Below are 18,657 nucleotides of genomic sequence, written 5' to 3'. Positions count from 1 at the left end.
GGGCGAGGCGGCCTTCGGCGCCGCCGCCTTGGCGGCTGCTGGCTTCGGCGCCGCCTTGGCCGGTGGGGGTGCCTTGGGCGGCGCGGCCTTGGCGACGGGGCGCGGCGCCGGCTTCGTGGCGGCCTTGGCGGGCTTGGGCGGGGGCACCGGCTTCGGGGCGGGGGCGGTGCGGTTCGCGGTCTTGGAGGCTGATGCCGGCTTGGCAGCGACAGCCTTGGCTGCGCCAGTCTTCGCACCAGCCGGCTTCGCACCAGCCGGCTTCGCACCAGCCGGCTTCGCTGGGGCAGGCTTCGCTGGGGCAGTCCGGGCAGCAGCCGCCTTTGCGGCGGCGGCCTTCGCAGCGTCAGGCTTCGCGGTGGGCTTGCGGGCGGCCGTCTTCACCGCCGGCTTCGTGGCGGCGGATTTTGCGGTGCTCGCCACTGGCCGCTTGGGGGCTGCCTTGGCGGCTGCCGGCTTCGCCGCCGTCCGCCTCGCCGTCGCCACCTGCTTCGGCTTGGCGGCGGGCTTGGCGGCGCGCGGCGCCTTCGCTGCCGGCTTCGCCGCCCGAGCGGGCTTTGCCCCACCCTTGGCGGTTCGGCCGGCCTTCGACTGGGCGCTTGCCTTCATCGCGTTACCCGCTCATCCCGCTTCCGGGCTTTGCGACCCGGGAACCTTGTCGCCGGGTTCGGTGGCAAGCGCATGCCGACGAGGCCCTTATGCAAGGTTTCGCCCAGGCACGCCCTCAGTCGCGCCCGGGCATATGCCCGCAGCCACGACCTTTTCCCGATCCCGTTGAAAAGATAATGCAATCGCGCGCTTTTTGCCACCCCCGGAGGGGACCGGGGGCGCCAAGCGTCTCGCGCTGCAGGATGGACCCGGCCGCCGGCCGCCCGTCAGGGCTTGCCGGGTTCGGGGCTCAGCAGCTCGCGCTTGCCCGGCTTGTCCTTCCACTCGTCGGCGTCGGCGGGAGGCTCACCCTTGCGGGTGATGTTCGGCCACTGCGTGGCATAGGTGCGGTTGAGTTCGACCCAGGCCGCCGCCTTGTCGTCGGAGTCCGGCACGATGGCCTCGGCCGGGCATTCCGGCTCGCAGACGCCGCAGTCGATGCACTCGTCCGGATGGATGACCAGCATGTTCTCGCCGACATAGAAGCAGTCCACCGGACAGACTTCCACGCAGTCCATGTACTTGCACTTGATGCAATTCTCGACGACGACGTAGGTCACTTGAGCCTCCGGAGCGGGCTGCGCCGACACCCCGGCCGGCACAGGATAGCATTGGCGCGGGAATCCCGACCTGACAAGTCGGATGTCCCCTCAGGTTTCGGCAATTTCCTCATAGAGCAGGCGCGCCTCGGCAGGGGGGCCGCGGCGTGTCGCCAGCGCCAGCACGCGCCAGACCAGCACGCGGCCATGCAGCGCCAGCGTCAGCACGTCGCCGATCCGCAGCCGCGCATGTGCCTTGTCGGTGGGCTGGCGGTTGAGGCGCACGCCGCCCGCGGCAACGAGCCGGGCACACTCCGCGCGCGTCTTTGCCAGCCGCGCACACCAGAGCCAGAGGTCGAGCCGCTGCCAATCGGCCCCGCCCTCCGGCTCCGCCATCTCAATCCTTCTTCAGCTTGAGCTGCGCCAGCACGGCGAAGGGCGAATCCGCCTTCGGGCCGGACTGGTATTCGCGCGGTGCGCGATCGCCCTCGCGGTCGCGATCCCGGTCGCGGCGCGGTCCGTCGAAGCGCGGCCGGTCCGGACGAGGACCGCGATCATCGCGCCGGCCCTCCCGCGGCGGGCCATCCGGGCGCGGCCCATCCTGGCGCGTTCGGTCGAAGCGGGGCCGTTCCGGCCGCGGCCCGCGATCCTCGCGCCGCGGCGGCGCGCCACCCTCCGCCGGTGCGGCCTCGGGGCGCGGGGCGTCCGGCCGCGCCCGGTCAGGGCGCGGACCGTCGCGCCTTGGATCGCGGCGCGGACCACGCTCGGGCCGCGGGCCGCGCAGCTCGCGCGGGATGGGCGGGCCGAACATCACGGCCGGGTCCCAGCGCGGGCCTTCCTGCCGCGGGGCCTGCTGCGCGCGTTCCGGCTGCGGCGGGCGGCGCGGCGGGCGCTCCGCGCGCAGCGTGCCGATGCGCGCCGGCACGGGCGGGCCGAACTGCCCCTCCTCGACCGGAATGGCGGGGATCAGCCGGAAGCCCATCGCCTCCAGCACCATGCCTAGCGTGTCGCCCTTCAGCCCGAGCCGGGAGGCCAGGCCTTCCGGCAGCGGCGCTGGCGCCCGGCGCGTCAGGTAGCCGAGCTCGCCTGCCACGCGCTCCACCACATCCAGGCGCAGCAGCACATGGCCGGCCTGCAGCCAGCCGATGAAATGCGCGAAGCCCGGCGGCCAGCTCTCCGGCGGGCGTGAGGCCTGTGGATCCTCCGGCGGCGGCTGCGGCACCTCGGGCAGCGTCACCGAAACGAGCCCCGGATTGGGCAGCGCGGGGGTCGGCAGGTGGTGGCGCAGCGCCCAGAGCTGGGCGCGCAGTGCCATCGCCCGCGGCTTCAGCACTTCCGGCACATAGAGCGCGTAGCGCCCGGCGCGGATGCCGATGGATTTGAGCCTGGCGCGCAACTCGCCGGGAACGTCGCGCTCGGTCGCGCCGGGCACCAGGCCCATGCCTTCGCGCAGGCGGAAGGCGGGGCCGCGCAACGTGTTGTCCTCGGCGGCCTTCGCCTCGATGGCGGCGAGCGTGCCGAGCTCCTTCTTCACCAGCCCGTCGAGCCAGGCGGCGATCCGCGTGCGCACGCGCTCGCGCTGCGCGTTGTCGAGGAACTCGCTGGCGACGGGGTCGATCTGCGGCTTCAGCGGCTCGGGCCCCGGGCGCAGCCGCGCAACCTCCGCGCCGTCCCACGTCACGCGGTGCTGCGGCGTCAGCGAGAAGACGTCATCCTTCGCCACTTCGAGCGAGGCGAGGCGGCGCGGCATCTCCTCGCGCAGCGCGCGGCGCGCGGCGCGCAGCACCAGGCGCTTCTCCTCGGCCTCGGTCGCGGCGGGGTCGGGCTCGAAGTGGAAGCCCTTCACGCGGCCGACGGTGTGGCCTTCGACCATCACCTCGCCCTGGCGGGTGACGGCGGAGAGCAGCTCCTTCTCGGAATCATCCAGGCTGCGGATCAGATGCGCCGCGCGCCGGTCGACGAAGCGCGCCAGCAGGCGCTCATGCAGCGCGTCGGAGACATTGTCCTCCGCCTTGCGCGCCTCCGCCTGATGCGCGGCCGCGTCCTCCAGCCAGTCGGCGCGCGCGGCGACGTAGGACCACACGCGGATATTGGCGAGGCGCGCCATCAGCGTGTCGAGGTCGCCCTCGATGTTGTCGAGGCCGGCGATGCTGCCCGCCACCCAGTCCTGCGGCAGCCGCCCTTCCTTCGCGAGATGCCCGAAGATCTTGCCGCACAGCCTCGTGTGGCTGTCATCGGCGATCTTGCGGAAATCCGGCACCTGGCAGGCTTCCCACAGCAGGCGCACGCGGGCGCGCCCCTGCGCGAGATCGCGCATCTCCGCCTCGCGCGACAGCGCATGCAGCGTGATGTGGTCCACCGCGTCATTGCCCTTGGCGAGACCCGGGGCGGGCGGCGGCGCGGCCAGCGAGGCCAGCAGCGCATCGACGCTGCCGAAGTCCAGGTCGCTGTTGCGCCAGGCGAGCTGCGACAGCGGCTCGAATTCGTGGTTCTCGATCTGCTTGGCCATCTCCTCGGGGATGGCCGGAGAATCAGCGGTGGTGCCGAAGGTGCCGTCGCGCATGCCGCGGCCTGCACGGCCGGCGATCTGCGCCGCTTCCTGCGCGGTCAGGTCGCGCAGCGCATGGCCGTCGAACTTGCGGAGCGAGGCGAAGGCCACATGGTCCACATCCATGTTGAGGCCCATGCCGATCGCATCCGTCGCGACCAGGAAATCCACCTCGCGGTTCTGATAGAGCGCCACCTGCGCGTTGCGCGTGCGCGGCGAGAGACGTCCCATCACCACCGCGCACCCGCCACGGCGGCGCCGCACGGCCTCGGCGATGGCGTACACTTCCGTCGCGCTGAAGGCGACGATGGCGCTGCGCGGCGGCAGGCGCGTCAGCTTCTGCTGGCCTGCATGGGTCAGCTGCGACAGGCGCGGCCGCGTCTCGATCTCGGCCTGCGGCACCAGGCGCTGCAGCAGCGGGCGGATTGTCTCCGCGCCGAGGAACATGGTCTCCACCATGCCGCGCGCATTCAGCAGCCGGTCGGTAAAGATATGCCCGCGATCAGCATCGGCGCAGAGCTGTATCTCGTCCACCGCCACGAATTCCGTGCGGCGGTCGAGCGGCATGGCTTCGACCGTGCAGGCAAACCAGCGCGCCTCCGGCGGGACGATCTTCTCCTCGCCGGTGATGAGCGCGACATGCTTCTCGCCCTTCACCGCGACCATGCGGTCGTAGTTCTCGCGCGCGAGCAGGCGCAGCGGGAAGCCGATGATGCCGGAGGCATGAGCCAGCATGCGCGTGATGGCGAGATGGGTCTTGCCGGTGTTGGTGGGGCCGAGCACGGCCCGCACCCGGGCGGGGAACATCGATCGGTCGGACATCGTGTGGTGTGGCGTGGTCCGTCGGGGGTGGGGGACGCGTCGCACGGCGGGGCCGCCTTGGCAACCTCAGGCCCGGCGGGCAGCTTGCGCGCGGTGAACCAACCCCTCCGACACGCCGTGCTCTTCGCCGCCCAGTTCTTTGTGGTGGGCGTCACGCTGCCCTTCCTGCCGGCGGTGCTGGCGGCGCGCGGGCTGACACCAACCGAGGTCGCGGCGGCGCTCGCCACCGGTTCCGCGCTGCGGCTGGTGGCGGGGCCGCTGGGCGGGCGGCTGGCCGATGCGCTGGGCGGGCCGCGCGGCCTGCTCGCGGCGGGTGCGGCGGTGGCGGCGCTCGCCGCCTCCGGCCTGCTGGTCGCCAGCGGCTTCCTGCTGGTGCTGCTGTCCTATGCGGCGATGAGCATCGCCATGGCGCCGATCGTGCCGCTGACCGATGCCGCCGCGGTCGCTGCCTCGCGCCGGGAAGGGTTCGATTATGGCCGCGTCCGTTCGGCGGGCTCGGTCTCCTTCATCCTGGCGGCGCTGCTGGCGGGTCAGGTGGTCGGCGCCTTCGGCACGCAGGCGGCGACGCCGATGATCGTCGCGGGACTGCTGGCGACCTCCCTGGCGGCCCTGGCCCTGCCCGCCGCGCCACGACACCCGGCGGCGCGGCGTGGCGGACTGGCCGGGTTCCTCGCGCCCTTGCGCATACGGGGCTTCCCGTGGCTGCTGCTGGTCTCTGCCCTGGTCCAGGGCAGCCACGCCTTCTACTACGCCTTCGGCACGCTGCACTGGCGCGCCGCGGGGCTCGGCGACGGGCTGATCGGCGCGCTCTGGGCCACCGGCGTGATCGCGGAGATCGCGCTGTTCTTCTGGGGGCGCGGCGTCGCCACGCGGCTCGGCCCGGTCGGGCTTTCGTTGGTCGCGGCCGGCGCGGGCGTGATCCGCTGGGGCGCACTGGCGCTCACCACCGATCCGCTGCTGCTGTTCCCCCTGCAGGTCCTGCATGGCGCCACGTTTGGCGCGCAGCATCTGGCCGCGATGATGGTGCTCGGCCGCATCGTGCCGCCGGCCCAGGCGGCCACCGCGCAGACGCTGCATGCCGCACTCGGCGTCGGCTTCGCCACGGGCGCGCTGACCTTCGCCAGCGGGCCGCTCTACGCAAGCTTCGGCGGCGGCGGCTATCTGGCGATGGCGCTGCTCTGCGCGCTCGCGGTGCCGGCGAGCCTGGCGCTCGGCGCCGCCCTCACGCGGTAGGGCGCGCATCCGCCCAGGCGGACCCGTCCCACACGCGCGACACGACCTCCACGCTGTCGCCTGTCACCGCGATGCGATGCCAGGCATTCGGCTTGCCGCGCAGCCGGTGGGAGGTGGCGGTCGCGCCCTGCACCAGCAGGATGCGCGTGCCGGCGGCCTGCGCGACATCGGCCAGGTGCAGATGGCCGCTCAGCACCATGCCGACGCGCTGCCGCGCGAAGACCGCCAGCGCCCGCGCGGCCCCGCCCACCAGCCTGGCCGCAGGGCTGTCCGCCGGCGCGGCGAAGGGATGATGGCCGACCACGATACGGAACAGATGGGGCGGCAGGGCGGCCAGCCGCGCCTCCAGCCGCGCCAGCCGGCCGCGCCCGATCCGCCCGCGTTCCCATTCCAGGTCGAAGCCGCCGCGCCGCGTGGTGTTCAGCCCCACCACGCCCACGCGGTCATCGGTCCAGACCGGCTCGGTCTCCGCCGAGACATGGCGACGCCAGCGTCGCCAGGGGTCCGCGAAGCGCTCCAGCAGCTCGAAGGAGGGCATGTCGTGGTTGCCCGGCACCGCGAACCAGGGCGCCGGCAGGCTGCGCAGGAAGGCCGCGGCGGCGAGGTACTCGCGGGTGCGCGCGCGCTGCGTCAGGTCGCCGGAGATCACGACGAGATCCGGCTTCGCCGCCGCCACGTCGGCGCCGATCGCCGCGACCACCGCCGGATCCTCGGCGCCGAAATGCAGGTCCGACAGATGCGCGATGACCGTCATGGCACCGGCTCCGCCGCCGGCACGATCACCCGCAGCGCGCCGGGGTGGATGCGGAAATCGAGCGGCGGGTCCAGCAGCAGCGCCTCCCCATCGGCCATGACGCGCAGCGCCTTGCGGGGCGAGGCGACCGTCACCTGCCGCGCCGCATGCTCATGCACCAGCCGCGATCCGCGCCAGGTGCCGAGGAGCATGCCCCCGACCAGCCGCACCCACCACCAGAGGCCATAGCGCCGCGCCACATAGAGCGTGAGTTCCCCGGCATCGAGCCGCGTGCGCTTCATCACCATCCCGACGCCCTCTGCGTAGCGGTTGCTCGCCACCGCCAGGGCGCGGGTCCAGAGCCGAACCGGCCGCGCGCCCTCGAGCGCGACGGAAAGGCGCATCGGGCGATGCTGCCAGGCCGCGCGCAGCCCGGCGATCGCGAAGGCGAGCCGCGAGCGCAGGGAGGCGCGGCCGCGATGCCGCTCGCGATGCCGCCCGAGCCAGGAGGGTGAGCCGATCACCGCGTTGCAGAGGAAGGCATGGCCGTTCACCTCGGCAACGTCGATGGCGCGGATCCGGCCATGCGCCAACGCCTCCGTCGCAGCATCGAGCGCCAGCGGAATGCCGAGATCCTTGGCCAGCATGTTCATCGTGCCGAGCGGCAGGATGCCGAGCGCGGTGCCGCTGCCCATCAGCCTTGCCGCCGCGGCCGCGATGGTGCCGTCGCCGCCGCCGACCACCACGGCGTCCGCGCCGCGCGCGACGGCATCGTCCAGCCGTGCCGCCAGGCCTTCGGGATGGTCGGGGATGTGCACCGCTTCCAGCCCCGCAGCCTCGAGGTGGCGCGCGACCTCCTCCTCCGCCGCGTCCCGGCCGAGCAGCGATCCGGCCGACCGGTTCAGGACGATGGCGACGCGCATGCCGGTGCAACGGTCGCCCGACGCGATGGTTCGTCGGCCGGCGATGGCGGGGCGGGATTCCCCTGCGGCCCGTTCGGCCCTAGCGTCGCGCAACCCTGGCGGGGAATGCGACGCGCCATGTTGCATGCCTGGTTCTACAGCGAGGCCGAGGTCATCGTCGCGAGCAGCTTTGCCGCGGCGCTCCTGCTGGCCGCCCTTGCCTATCTGCTGGTGTTCCACGCGCCGCTGTTCGCGCCGGTGCGGCAGAAGCCGACCGTCGCGCCGTTCCTGAGCGCCACGACCAGCCTGTTTGCGCTGTTCCTCGCCTTCAATGCCGGTCATGCCTGGCTGAACGACACCGCCGCGCAACGCGCCGCGGCGGCGGAACGCGGCGCGGCGGAGCGCATCCTGCACATCCTCGTCCGTTTCCATCCGGTGCCGGAGAGCGGTGTCGCGCCGCTGCGCGACTACCTGAAGGCCGTGGTGGAGCATGAATGGGGGCGCGGCGCGAACACCGATGCTTCGCCGCCCGCGCAGAAGGCGCTGCGGGAGCTGGAAGCCATGGCCTGGGATGCGCGCGCACAGCACGGCATGGAGCCGGGCCTTGCCGATGCGCTGATCCGCGCCATCGACGCGCTGGAGCAGGCGCGTGCCACGCGGCTCGGCCTCGCCGCCAATATCGGCGACGAGGGCCGCTGGATGGTGCTGATCCTGCTGGCCTTCGGATCGCTGCTGGGCATGGCGATGGCGCATGCCGACCGCCCCGCGACGGCGCGGCTGGCGATGGCCGTCTTCGCGCTGGCCATCGCCAGCGCGGCCGCGGTCACGGCGGCGTATGAATCGCCCTATACGGGGCTGTTCTCGGTGGACGCGGACGATCTGGCCGCGGTGCTGCGGGAGATCGGGTCGGCGGGGCGGTGACCACGCCGCGGCCGGCGTACGCGAAAAGGGCGCGGCCCTCGCGGACCGCGCCCCCTGTCCTGTCGTTCCGGCCGGCCGGTCAGGCCGCCTTGGCCATCCCGCGCAGCACGTAGTGCAGGATGCCGCCGTTGCGGTAGTACTCGACCTCGTCCGCCGTATCGACGCGGCAGAGCAGCGTCGTCTCGGTCTTCGAGCCGTCGGCGCGGGTGATGACCATCTTCACGTCCATCCGCGGCTTCAGCTCCTCCAGCCCGAGCAGGTCGATCTGCTCGTTGCCGGTGATGCCGAGGCTCTTGCGGTCCTCGCCATTCTTGAACACCAGCGGCAGCACGCCCATGCCGACCAGGTTGGAACGGTGGATGCGCTCGAAGCTCTCCGCGATCACCGCCTTCACGCCGAGCAGCATCGTCCCCTTCGCCGCCCAGTCGCGCGAGGAGCCCGTGCCGTATTCCTTGCCGCCGATCACCACCAGCGGCACGCCTTCCTGCTTGTAGCGCATCGCAACGTCGTAGATCGGGCCCTGCTCGCCGGAGGGGTAGTGCTTGCTCATGCCGCCTTCCACGCCCGGCAGCATCTCGTTGCGGATGCGGCTGTTGGCGAAGGTGCCGCGCATCATCACCTGGTGGTTGCCGCGGCGGGCGCCGTAGCTGTTGAAGTCGGCCTGCCGCACCTGGTGCTCCAGCAGGTATTCGCCGGCCGGGGACGCCTTGCGGATGGAGCCGGCGGGCGAGATGTGGTCGGTGGTGATGCTGTCGGCCAGCACCGCCAGCACGCGCGCGCCCTGCACCGACTTGATGTCGGCGACATCCATCGTCATGCCCTCGAAATAGGGCGGGTTCTGCACGTAGGTGGAGCCGGAGTTCCAGCGATAGGTGTCGCTGTCCGCATCCACGCGGATCGCCTGCCACTGCGCCGGGCCCTTGAACACGTCGCCGTAGCGCGAACGGAACATCTCGCGCGTCAGCACGGCGTGGACGGTGTCGTTCACCTCCTGCTGCGTCGGCCAGATGTCCTTGAGGTAGACGGGCTTGCCGTCGCTGCCGGTGCCGATCGGGTCGCTCGTCATGTTGAGCTTCACCGTGCCAGCGAGCGCATAGGCCACGACCAGCGGCGGGGAGGCCAGGTAGTTGGCGCGGACATTCTGGTGCACCCGGCCTTCGAAGTTGCGGTTGCCGGAGAGCACGCTGGCGACCACCAGCTTGTTGTTCTCCACCGCGTCCACGATCGGGTCGGCGAGCGGGCCGGAATTGCCGATGCAGGTGGTGCAGCCATAGCCCACCGTCTGGAAGCCGAGCGCGTCGAGATCAGCCTGCAGGCCCGACTTCGTCAGGTAGTCGGTCACCACCTGCGATCCCGGCGCGAGCGAGGTCTTCACCCAGGGCTTCGGCTTCAGCCCCTTGGCGCGCGCCTTCTTCGCCACCAGCCCGGCGGCCACCAGCACATAGGGGTTGGAGGTGTTGGTGCAGCTGGTGATGGCCGCGATCACCACGTCGCCATGGCCGAGGTCGTAATTGGCGCCCTCGACGATCACGCGCAGGTCGGCCTGGTCGCCCGGCACGCCCATCGTGCCCGCGGCCAGGTCCTTGCCAAAGGCGCTGGAGACGGCGGAGAGCGCCACGCGGTCCTGCGGCCGCTTCGGCCCGGCAAGCGAAGGCTCTACGGTCGCGAGGTCCAGCTCCAGCGTGTCGGTGAAGACCGGGTCGGGGGTGGAGCTGTCGCGCCACATGCCCTGCGCCTTCAGATACTGCTCGGTCAGCGCGATACGGTGTTCGTCGCGGCCGGACAGGCGCAGATAGTCCATCGCCTTCGCGTCCACCGGGAAGAAGCCGCAGGTCGCGCCGTATTCCGGCGCCATGTTGCCGATCGTCGCGCGGTCGGCCAGCGGCAGGTCATCGAGGCCCGGCCCGTAGAACTCCACGAACTTCCCGACCACGCCCTTCTTGCGCAGCATCTGCGTGACGGTCAGCACCAGGTCGGTCGCCGTCACGCCTTCCTTCAGCCTGCCATGCAGCTTGAAGCCGATGACGTCGGGAATGAGCATGGCGATGGGCTGGCCGAGCATCGCGGCCTCCGCCTCGATCCCGCCGACGCCCCAGCCCAGCACGCCGAGGCCGTTCACCATCGTGGTGTGGCTGTCCGTGCCGTAGCAGGAATCGGGGAAGGCGTAGGTGTCCGGGCCGTCCTGGCTGGTCCACACCACCTGCGAGAGATACTCCAGGTTCACCTGGTGGCAGATGCCCGTGCCGGGCGGCACCACGCGGAAATTGGCGAAGGCCGACTGGCCCCAGCGCAGGAACTCGTAGCGCTCGCCGTTGCGCTCGAACTCGATGTCCACGTTCTTCTTCAGCGCATCCGCGGTGCCGGAGACATCCACCATCACGGAATGGTCGATCACCAGGTCCACCGGCACCAGCGGGTTCACCTTGCGCGGGTCGCCGTTCAGGCGGTTCAGCGCGTCGCGCATCGCCGCGAGGTCCACCACGGCGGGGACGCCGGTGAAGTCCTGCAGCAGGATGCGGGCGGGGCGGAACGGCACTTCCTTGGTGGAGCGGCCTTCCTTGACCCATTCGGCGATCGCCTTCGCGTCGTTCACCGTGTAGCTGCGGCCATCCTCGAAGCGCAGCACGTTCTCCAGCAGGACCTTCAGGCTGTAGGGCAGGCGGGCGATGTCGGCGCCGTCTCCGCCAAGCGCCTTCGCCGCCTCGGGCAGGCTGAAATAGAAGTATTCCTTGCCGCCGACATTGAGCGTGCGGCGCGTCTTCAGGCTGTCCTGCCCGATCATGCGCATGGTGCGGGATCCCCGTCGCGTTTGGCGCCACGGCCGGATGCGCCCCGGCATCCCGGGTGCCTTCCGCCGGCCTGGCGCGAACCAGCGCCCGGACGCTTTCGCGCCCGCAGCACGCGGCTTAAACCACACCATCACGGGGCAGGCCAGTGGCGCGCCGGCATGGGTCGGCTGCGGGGGGAGCAAGGATGCTGGAGGCGGAGGAGCTGGCCTGCTGGCGGGGCGAGCGGGCGGTCTTCGCCGGCCTGTCGTTCCGGCTTGCGCCCGGCGGCGCCCTGCTGCTGACGGGCGCGAATGGCGCCGGCAAATCCTCGCTGCTCCGGGTGCTGGCCGGGCTGATCCCGGCGGCGGAGGGGCGGCTGCTCTGGAACGGCGCCGACGCCTTCGCCGACCGCGTCGCCCATGCGCGCCGCCTGCGCTACCTCAGCCACGCCGACGCCCTGAAGCCGTCCCTCACCGCCCGCGAGAATCTTCTGTTCTTTGCGCGGCTCTGGGGCGGGGAGGTGGAGCCGGCGCTGGCATCCCTCGGTCTGGCCGATCTCGGTGACCTGCCCGCCCGCGTGCTGTCCTCCGGGCAGAAGCGGCGCCTGGCGCTGGCGCGGCTGGCCCTGGCGCCGGCCGATCTCTGGCTGCTGGACGAGCCGACGGTCGGGCTGGATGCCGCGTCGGTGGAACGGCTGGGCGGGCTGCTCGCCGCGCACCGGCAGGAAGGCGGCATGGTCGTCGCGGCGACGCACCTGCCCTTGCCGATGCCGGATGCCGGGGAGTTCCGGCTGTGACCGCCTTCCTCGCCGTCTTCCGCCGGGAGGTGCAGCTCGCGCTGCGCCACCCCGCCGACACGCTCGCCGCGGTGCTGTTCTTCGTGCTGGTCTGCGCCTTGTTCCCCTTCGGCGTCGGCCCCGCGCCGGAGACGCTGGCGCGCATCGCCCCCGGCGCGCTGCTCGCTGCCGCGCTGCTCGCCGCGCTGCTGCCGCTCGACCGCCTGTTCGGCGCCGAGGCCGAGGACGGGTCGCTGGAGCAGTTGCTGCTCTCCGGCCTGCCGCCGATGGCGCTGGCCATGGCGAAGGCGCTGGGGCACTGGGTCACCACCGGCCTGCCGCTGCTGGCGGCGACGCCGGTTGCCGCGGCGATGCTGAACCTGCCGACCGAGGCCTGGGGCGTGGCGGTGCTGGCGCTCGCGCTGGCCACCGCGATCCTGTCGCTGTTCGGCACGGCGGGCGCGGCGCTGACCCTCGGTGCGCGGCGCGGCGGCGTGCTGCTGCCGCTGCTGGTGCTGCCGCTGGCGATTCCCGCGGTGATCTTCGGCGCCGCGGCGATCGAGGCCGCCGGGGCCGGGCTTGCGGCACGGCCCTTCCTGCTGCTGCTCGGCGCCCTGCTCGCGCTCGCCCTGCCGATGGCGCCGCTCGCGGCGGGGGCAGCCCTGCGCGCGGAGTGATCTCGGCGCGATACGTCGACGATCACGCCGCCCAAAAAGAAACGCCCGGAAGACGATGTCTTCCGGGCAAGTCAAACAGGGAGGCTTCACGTCTGGGAGACGAAGGGGTTCGGGCAGTGCCCGAATGACCCTGCTCCGACGTCTCCGCCGGAACGCCCATGAGAATATGCTGCTTTGCCGCATGCGCGATTGGAGAAAACGCGCGGGCGGGCATGCGTGCGAAGCATGAGTCATCCCGAATTCGCCACCCGTATGCCTTAATGAGCCGGACCGGGTGGAAATGTCGCGCAAACGCGGCATCCGGCGCAGGTTCAAGCACCGCATGCCAATACTGTTCCGCGCGGCGTGACACCGCTGCTGCGGTGCTCACGATTTATTGTGCTGCGAGGCGCCCCGGGGCGGCCAGCTCGGCCACGAGAAAGTCGCGGAACACCGCGACCCGCTTCGAATGGCGCAGCTCTTCCGGGTAGACGAAATAGGCTTCGATTCGCGGCGCCTTCAACTCCGGCAGCACCTGCACCAGCCCGTCCAGCGATTCGCCCATGTAGTCCGGCAGCGCCGCGAGCCCGAGCCCGCTGCGCACGGCTTCCAGGATGCCGGGCAGCGAGTTCATTTCCAGCACCGCGCGGCGCGGCGCGCCGGGGCGCCGCCCGGCTTCCGCGAGCCAGTTCACGCTCTCGATCGGCGGGCGGTAGTCGCCATAGACGATCATCCGGTGCGCATCGAGGTCCTCGGCGCGTTGCGGCATGCCGAATCGCTTGAGGTAGTCGGGCGCGCCGCAGACCCGCCAAGCGAAGCTGCCGAGGTTGCGCTGGATCAGGTCGGGCTGGCGCGGCGGATGCAGCCGGATCGCGACATCCGCCTCGCGCATCGCGAGATCGAGATCGGCGTCGTCCAGCAGCACCGTCAGCGACACGTCCGGATGCAGTTGCAGGAAGCGGTGCAGCCGCGGCGCCAGCCAGATGCTGCCGAAGCCGGTGGTGGTGGTGACCTTCAGGCGCCCCGTCGGCTTCTCCCGGCTTTCGGTGAGCAGAGCTTCGGTCATCGCGAGCTTGGCGAAGACCTCGCGCACGGCGCGGTTCAGCGTCTCGCCCTGCTCGGTCAGGATCAGGCCGCGTGCATGGCGGTGGAACAGCGGCACCTGCAGCGCTTCCTCCAGCGCCTGGATCTGCCGCGACACCGCGGATTGGCTGAGGTTCAGCGTCTCGCCGGCATGGGTGAAGGAACCTGCCTCCGCGACCGCGTGAAAGACGCGCAGCTTGTCCCAATCCAGCGGCATGCCCGCGGCGTCTCCCTGGCGGCACGACCTGCACAGCGACCGTTCACGAATCCGGAACGGGGCAGGGCGCGCCGAAAAGCCTCTCCCGAGTCGTCAGGCTGCCATGAGGCGTGGCCGCCTGAATAGTGCAACTCGCGCATCCCCTGCGGGATGCGCGGAACCCGGCCTAGTACGCGGCGGCGGCGGGCGCCTCGGCCGGCGCATGCGCCAGGAACTTCTCCGCCTCCAGCGCCGCCATGCAGCCCGTGCCGGCCGCCGTGACCGCCTGGCGATAGATCCGGTCCTGCACGTCCCCGGCCGCGAACACGCCGGGTACGGACGTGCGCGTGGTCCCGGGCTCCGTCAGGATGTAGCCATCCGCATCCATCGCGACCTGACCCTTGAACAGGGAGGTGGCAGGATCGTGGCCGATCGCCACGAAGACGCCGTGCACCGGCAATTCGCTGCGCTCCCCGGTGTTCACGTTGCGCAGCGCCAGCGCGCGCGCCACCGGCATCCGCCCACTGCTGTCGGCCAGCACCGCCTCCACCACGCTGTGCCAGACGACCGAGACATTCTCCTTCGCGAACAGGCGCTGTTGCAGGATCTTCTCCGAACGCAGCTCGCCGCGCCGATGCACCAGGGTGACGTGGCGCGCCAGGTTAGAGAGATAGAGCGCCTCCTCCGTCGCGCTGTTGCCGCCGCCGATCACCGCGACATCCTTGCCGCGATAGAAGAAGCCGTCGCAGGTCGCGCAGGCCGAGACGCCGAAGCCCGACAATTCCTTCTCGCCGGGAATGCCGAGCCAGCGGGCCTGCGCGCCGGTCGCGATGACCACCGCCTCCGCCTCATACACGGTGCCGGAATCGCCGGTCGCGCGGAACGGCCGCCGGTCGAGCCGTACCGCCGTGATGATGTCCTGCACCACCGTCGCGCCGACATGCTCGGCCTGCGCCTGCATCTGCTCCATCAGCCAGGGCCCCTGGATCGCCTGGGCAAAGCCGGGATAGTTCTCCACCTCGGTGGTGATGGTGAGCTGGCCACCCGGCTGCAGCCCCGCCACGACGAGCGGCGCCAGCCCGGCGCGCGCGGCGTAGATCGCCGCGGTGTAGCCGGCCGGGCCGGCGCCGATGACGAGGAGCCTGGTGCGGCGGAGTTCTGACACGGTCGTTCTTCCAGGGTGCGTGCAGCGCACCATATCGCCCCGCATCGACGCTTGCTCAACCGGTTCCGTGCCAATTCGGCCCGCAGCAGGGCGCGGGAGCGGGTGGTTCTCACCTTGCCAAATCTTAATGTAGAACTATGTTCCAGCCGTAACGTATGCGGATGCAACAAGAGGCCAGCGATGCGACGCCACGACCTGCCTGACCTGGACGCGGTGGATCGGCAGATCATTGCCGAACTCCAGGCGGACGGCCGCATGACGAATGTGGAGCTGGCCCGCCGCGTCGGCCTCTCCGCCCCACCCTGCCTCCGCCGCGTCCGCCGGCTGGAGGAACAGGGTGTCATCCGCGGCTACCACGCGGATCTGGACCCGCATGTGCTGGGCTGGCAGATCACCTTCTTCGCCCTGGTCGGGCTTGAGACCCAGAAGGAGGCAGTGCTCACTGCCTTCGAACGCATGGTCACGTCGTGGCCGGAGGTGCGGGAGTGCCACATGATCCGGGGCGGGGGCGATTTCCTGCTCCGTCTCGTCGCGCGGGACACGCAGCACGAGAATGCGCTGACCTCGCGCCTGACCGAGGCGCCGCATGTGCTGCGCGTGCAGACCATGCCGACGATCCGCACCGCGCAGGACCTGTCCGGCGTGCCGGTGGAGCGGGAAACCGAGCCCGCCTGACCGGCCTGCTGGCGGCGCTGCCGGCGCTGGTGGCGCTGGGCGCCGCCGCATTGGCCGTCGGTCCCGGCGGCAGCGCCTGGCAGATGCCGGCAGCCTGCCCGCCCGGCCTGCCCGACAGCGTCACCTGCTGGCGCGGCCAGGACGAGAACGGCGCCCATCTGCTGATCGCCCGCCCCGCCGACTGGAACGGCCGCCTGCTGGTCTTCATCCATGGCGGCCCCCGCATGGCCGCGCCCGGCCCGCATACCTCGGACGAGGATCTGCTGCGCTACCAGGCCTATCTGCGGCATGGCTGGGCCTTCGCCGCGACCAGCCGCCGCAGGGCCGGCTTCGCCATCACCCGCGCCGCCGAAGACACCGAGAATGCCCGCCGCGCGGCCGTGGAGGCGCTCGGCCCGCCGCGCCTGACCGTGCTGCAGGGCCAGTCCTGGGGCGCCGCGGTCGCCGCCAAGGCCATCGAGGTGATGAACGAGCCGGGGCCCGATGGTCGTCGTCCCTGGGATGCCGCGCTGCTGACCAATGGCGTGCTTGCCGGCCCGACCCGCGCCTATGACATGCGGGTGGATCTGCGCGTCGCATTCCAGGCGGCCTGCGGCACCCACCCGGCACCCGATGAGCCGCAATACCCCGTCACCATCGGCCAGCCGGATGGCCAGCGCCTCACGCGCGACGCCGTCATGGCGCGCTACCTCGCCTGCACCGGTGCCGATCTCGCGCCGGAGGCCCGCAGCGCCGCGCAGCGGCAGGCGCTTGCCGACCTCGTTGCCGCCAGCCGCATCCCGGAGGAGGCGCTGCCCGGCCATCTCTGGTACGCCACGCAGATCTTCGCCGACATCGCCCACAACCTGACCGGCGGGAAGAGCCCCTTCGGCAATGCCGAGGTGCGCTACCGCGGCACCGCCGACGACGCCGCCTTCAACGCCCGCGTGCCCCGCATCGATGCGGACCCCGAGGCCGCCGCTCGGCTTGCCGCGGATGGCGACCTGACCGGCGCGGTGGCGATCCCCGTGCTGACCCTGCACGGCATCGGCGATGCCACCGTCTTCGTCGAGAACGAGGCCGCCTACCGCGCGACACGCGAACGCGCCGGCACCGCAGACCGGCTGGTGCAGGTCTTCGTGGACGAGGACACGCATCTGCAGCTCTCCCCGGTGCTCTATCCGGCGGCGCTGGATGCGCTGGCAGACTGGGTCGAGCGCGGCGAGGTGCCGACGCCCGCCACGATGCAGGCGCGCTGCGCGGCGCTGCGCGACCGCTACCCCGGTGATTGCCGGGTGCGGCCCGAATACCGCCCGCAGCCCTGGGAGGCCCGCGTCAATCCCCGTCGCCCGCCCGAGCTCACCGCCGGGCGCTGAACCGGCCTGCGAGCCGCGCAAGGGCAATTGAGCGACCGGGAGCCTGGGCGCGTGTCGCCATGCGGGTATACTACAACCATTGCGTGTTCTCTGCGGGTGCCGTGACCTTCGCCCTTGTCGACTTCCCCGCCATGCCCGCCCCGCCGAATGGCGAAGGCTGGGCCGGCACGCCGCTCGGTCCGCCCGCCGCCTGGCCACCCGGGCTGCGGCTGCTGGCGGATGCGCTCATCGCCCTGCCGATGCCGGCCTGCCTTCTGTGGGGGCCGGACCTGCTGCACCTGCACAACGGCGCCTGGGCGACGCTCGCCGGGCCGCGCCACGCGGAGGCGCTTGGTCGCCCTGCCGCCGCCGGCCCGGCGGCGCTGTGGGGTGCCGCCTCCTTCGACCCGGTGCGGCGCGGCGGCGCGCTGGACCTGCCATCCGGCACCGGCGCCGCCGCCGGCCACGTCATCAGCCTGCGCCCGCTGCGCGAAACCGCCGCCACCGCCGGGGGCGAGCCGCGGATCGCGGCGATCCTGGCCTGCGCCGTGCGCGGCGCGGCCCAGGCGCTCGCCGCCGCCGAGGCCGCCCTGACCCGCGCGGAATCCGCGCTGCGCGAGAGCGAGGCCCGCTTCACCCGTGCCGTGGAGGCCGCGCAGGCCGGCACCTGGGAGTGGGATCCGCTCGCCGATGTCTGGACCGGCTCGCCGGGACAGGAGGAGCGCCTGGTCGGGCGGCCAGCCGGCAGCCTGCGCAACCTCGCCGCCGTGCTGGACGCCGTGCATCCCGAGGACCGGCCTCAGGTGCGCCAGGCGGTGCGCCGCGTCCTTGCCGGCGAGACCGACACCTACCAGGCCGAGTTCCGCACGCTCTGGCCCGACGGCACGGTGCGCTGGCTGCGCTCGGTCGGCCGCGCCACGCGGGAGGGCAGCGTGGTCCGCCACCTCAGCGGCGTCTCGCTCGACATCACGGCGGAGGTGGAGGCGCGGCAGCGCCAGGCGCTGCTGGCGCGCGAGGTGGACCATCGCGCCAAGAACGCGCTGGCGGTGGTGCAGAGCGTGGTGCGGCTGACCCAGGCCGAGGACCCCGTGCGCTTCCGCGCCGCGGTGGAAGGCCGCATCGCGGCGCTGGCGCGGGCGCAGACCTTGCTCGCCGCCAATCGCTGGCAGGGCGCCGACCTGCACGCGCTGCTGGAGGGCGAGCTGTCCCCCCATCTCGGCGCGGCGCCGCGGGTGGAGCTGCATGGCCCGCTGGTCTCGCTGCCGGCGCGCGCCGCGCAGCCCATGGCGATGGCGCTGCACGAATTGGCGACCAATGCCGCGGCCCATGGCGCGCTGTCGCACCCGGATGGGCGCGTGCAGGTGCGCTGGACCGTCTCCGGGCCCGGCGGCGCGCTGCGCCTGCGCTGGGTGGAGCAGGGCGGCCCGCCCCTGCCGGAGGCGCCGCCACGCCGCGGCTTCGGCTGGCGTGTGCTGGACGGCACGGTGCGTCATCAGCTCGGCGGATCGCTGGCGCTGGACTTCGCGCCGGATGGCCTGACCTGCACCATCGAGATGTCGCTCGGCGATCGCCTGCGCGCCGCCTGATTTTTCCTTCTCCCTCCCCCGCATGCGGGGGAGGGTCGGCGTGGGGGCCGCGCAACCATCACTTGATGGCGCGCAC

At 72.2% G+C, this 18,657-nt stretch carries 15 protein-coding genes; 7 read left to right on the top strand and 8 right to left on the bottom strand.

The genetic code is table 11. The annotated features are described in order from the left end of the window. Positions 1 to 872: 872 nt before the first annotated feature. From fdxA to E4T13_RS22845, 3 genes are all read right to left on the bottom strand, one after another. On the bottom strand, positions 873 to 1,205 hold the full coding sequence (gene fdxA, locus E4T13_RS22855; protein ID WP_137180646.1) for a ferredoxin FdxA: 333 nt from the start codon (positions 1,203 to 1,205) through the stop codon (positions 873 to 875). Positions 1,206 to 1,295: 90 nt separating this feature from the next. After that, positions 1,296 to 1,580: an RNA-binding S4 domain-containing protein gene (locus tag E4T13_RS22850; RefSeq protein ID WP_137180645.1), complete on the bottom strand. Its 285-nt coding sequence runs from the start codon at positions 1,578 to 1,580 to the stop codon at positions 1,296 to 1,298. A gap of 1 nt (position 1,581) precedes the next feature. Continuing rightward, the gene (locus E4T13_RS22845) at positions 1,582 to 4,554 is read right to left on the bottom strand and encodes a helicase-related protein (protein ID WP_240791247.1); all 2,973 of its coding nucleotides are present in this window, start codon (positions 4,552 to 4,554) and stop codon (positions 1,582 to 1,584) included. 93 nt (positions 4,555 to 4,647) lie between these two features. On the opposite strand from E4T13_RS22845, the gene E4T13_RS22840 reads away from it, so the two are divergent. Next, on the top strand, positions 4,648 to 5,787 hold the full coding sequence (locus tag E4T13_RS22840; protein WP_170985169.1) for an MFS transporter: 1,140 nt from the start codon (positions 4,648 to 4,650) through the stop codon (positions 5,785 to 5,787). On the opposite strand, the gene E4T13_RS22835 is transcribed toward E4T13_RS22840, so the two are convergent. Together E4T13_RS22835 and E4T13_RS22830 are read right to left on the bottom strand one after the other, a co-directional pair. Then, positions 5,777 to 6,541 carry a metallophosphoesterase gene (locus E4T13_RS22835; protein ID WP_137180642.1) on the bottom strand — a complete coding sequence of 255 codons (765 nt, stop codon included), beginning with the start codon at positions 6,539 to 6,541 and terminating at the stop codon, positions 5,777 to 5,779. The genes E4T13_RS22840 and E4T13_RS22835 overlap by 11 nt on opposite strands. Then, positions 6,538 to 7,443 carry a diacylglycerol kinase family protein gene (locus E4T13_RS22830; protein WP_137180641.1) on the bottom strand — a complete coding sequence of 302 codons (906 nt, stop codon included), beginning with the start codon at positions 7,441 to 7,443 and terminating at the stop codon, positions 6,538 to 6,540. Before E4T13_RS22830 ends, E4T13_RS22835 begins: the two co-directional genes overlap by 4 nt. Positions 7,444 to 7,560: 117 nt before the next feature. Between E4T13_RS22830 and E4T13_RS22825 the strand changes: the two genes are divergently transcribed. Then, the gene (locus tag E4T13_RS22825; protein ID WP_170985168.1) at positions 7,561 to 8,343 is read left to right on the top strand and encodes a DUF4239 domain-containing protein; all 783 of its coding nucleotides are present in this window, start codon (positions 7,561 to 7,563) and stop codon (positions 8,341 to 8,343) included. Positions 8,344 to 8,422: 79 nt separating this feature from the next. On the opposite strand, the gene acnA is transcribed toward E4T13_RS22825, so the two are convergent. Then, positions 8,423 to 11,131 carry an aconitate hydratase AcnA gene (acnA, locus tag E4T13_RS22820; RefSeq protein ID WP_137180639.1) on the bottom strand — a complete coding sequence of 903 codons (2,709 nt, stop codon included), beginning with the start codon at positions 11,129 to 11,131 and terminating at the stop codon, positions 8,423 to 8,425. Positions 11,132 to 11,316: 185 nt separating this feature from the next. Between acnA and ccmA the strand changes: the two genes are divergently transcribed. Continuing rightward, positions 11,317 to 11,907, top strand: coding sequence for a heme ABC exporter ATP-binding protein CcmA (ccmA, locus tag E4T13_RS22815; RefSeq protein WP_137180638.1), 591 nt, complete (start codon positions 11,317 to 11,319; stop codon positions 11,905 to 11,907). Beyond that, a complete protein-coding gene (gene ccmB / locus E4T13_RS22810) occupies positions 11,904 to 12,563 on the top strand; it encodes a heme exporter protein CcmB (protein ID WP_137180637.1) in 660 nt (219 codons plus the stop codon). The genes ccmA and ccmB overlap by 4 nt, the downstream gene beginning before the upstream one ends. Before the next feature lie 373 nt (positions 12,564 to 12,936). On the opposite strand, the gene E4T13_RS22805 is transcribed toward ccmB, so the two are convergent. Together E4T13_RS22805 and trxB are read right to left on the bottom strand one after the other, a co-directional pair. Next, the gene (locus E4T13_RS22805; RefSeq protein ID WP_170985167.1) at positions 12,937 to 13,842 is read right to left on the bottom strand and encodes a LysR family transcriptional regulator; all 906 of its coding nucleotides are present in this window, start codon (positions 13,840 to 13,842) and stop codon (positions 12,937 to 12,939) included. 166 nt (positions 13,843 to 14,008) lie between these two features. Beyond that, positions 14,009 to 15,019, bottom strand: a complete 1,011-nt coding sequence (trxB, locus tag E4T13_RS22800; protein WP_408906398.1) for a thioredoxin-disulfide reductase — start codon at positions 15,017 to 15,019, stop codon at positions 14,009 to 14,011. A gap of 147 nt (positions 15,020 to 15,166) precedes the next feature. Here trxB and E4T13_RS22795 point away from each other — a divergent pair, with 147 nt between their 5' ends. From E4T13_RS22795 to E4T13_RS22785, 3 genes are read left to right on the top strand one after another with little or no spacing between them, the layout of a single operon-like run. Continuing rightward, entirely contained in the window at positions 15,167 to 15,661 is a 495-nt protein-coding gene (locus tag E4T13_RS22795) for an Lrp/AsnC family transcriptional regulator (protein WP_137180635.1), read from the top strand. Positions 15,662 to 15,690: 29 nt separating this feature from the next. Continuing rightward, a complete protein-coding gene (locus tag E4T13_RS22790; RefSeq protein ID WP_137180634.1) occupies positions 15,691 to 17,016 on the top strand; it encodes a hypothetical protein in 1,326 nt (441 codons plus the stop codon). Positions 17,017 to 17,075: 59 nt separating this feature from the next. Further along, positions 17,076 to 18,581 carry an HWE histidine kinase domain-containing protein gene (locus E4T13_RS22785; RefSeq protein WP_137180633.1) on the top strand — a complete coding sequence of 502 codons (1,506 nt, stop codon included), beginning with the start codon at positions 17,076 to 17,078 and terminating at the stop codon, positions 18,579 to 18,581. Positions 18,582 to 18,657: the final 76 nt, after the last annotated feature.

The sequence above is a fragment of the Roseomonas sp. AR75 genome, assembly GCF_005222815.1.
In the GTDB taxonomy this organism is placed as follows: domain Bacteria; phylum Pseudomonadota; class Alphaproteobacteria; order Acetobacterales; family Acetobacteraceae; genus Falsiroseomonas.
The sequence above is the reverse complement of the archived record's forward strand: the minus strand, read 5'-3'. Positions and strand labels throughout refer to the sequence as shown.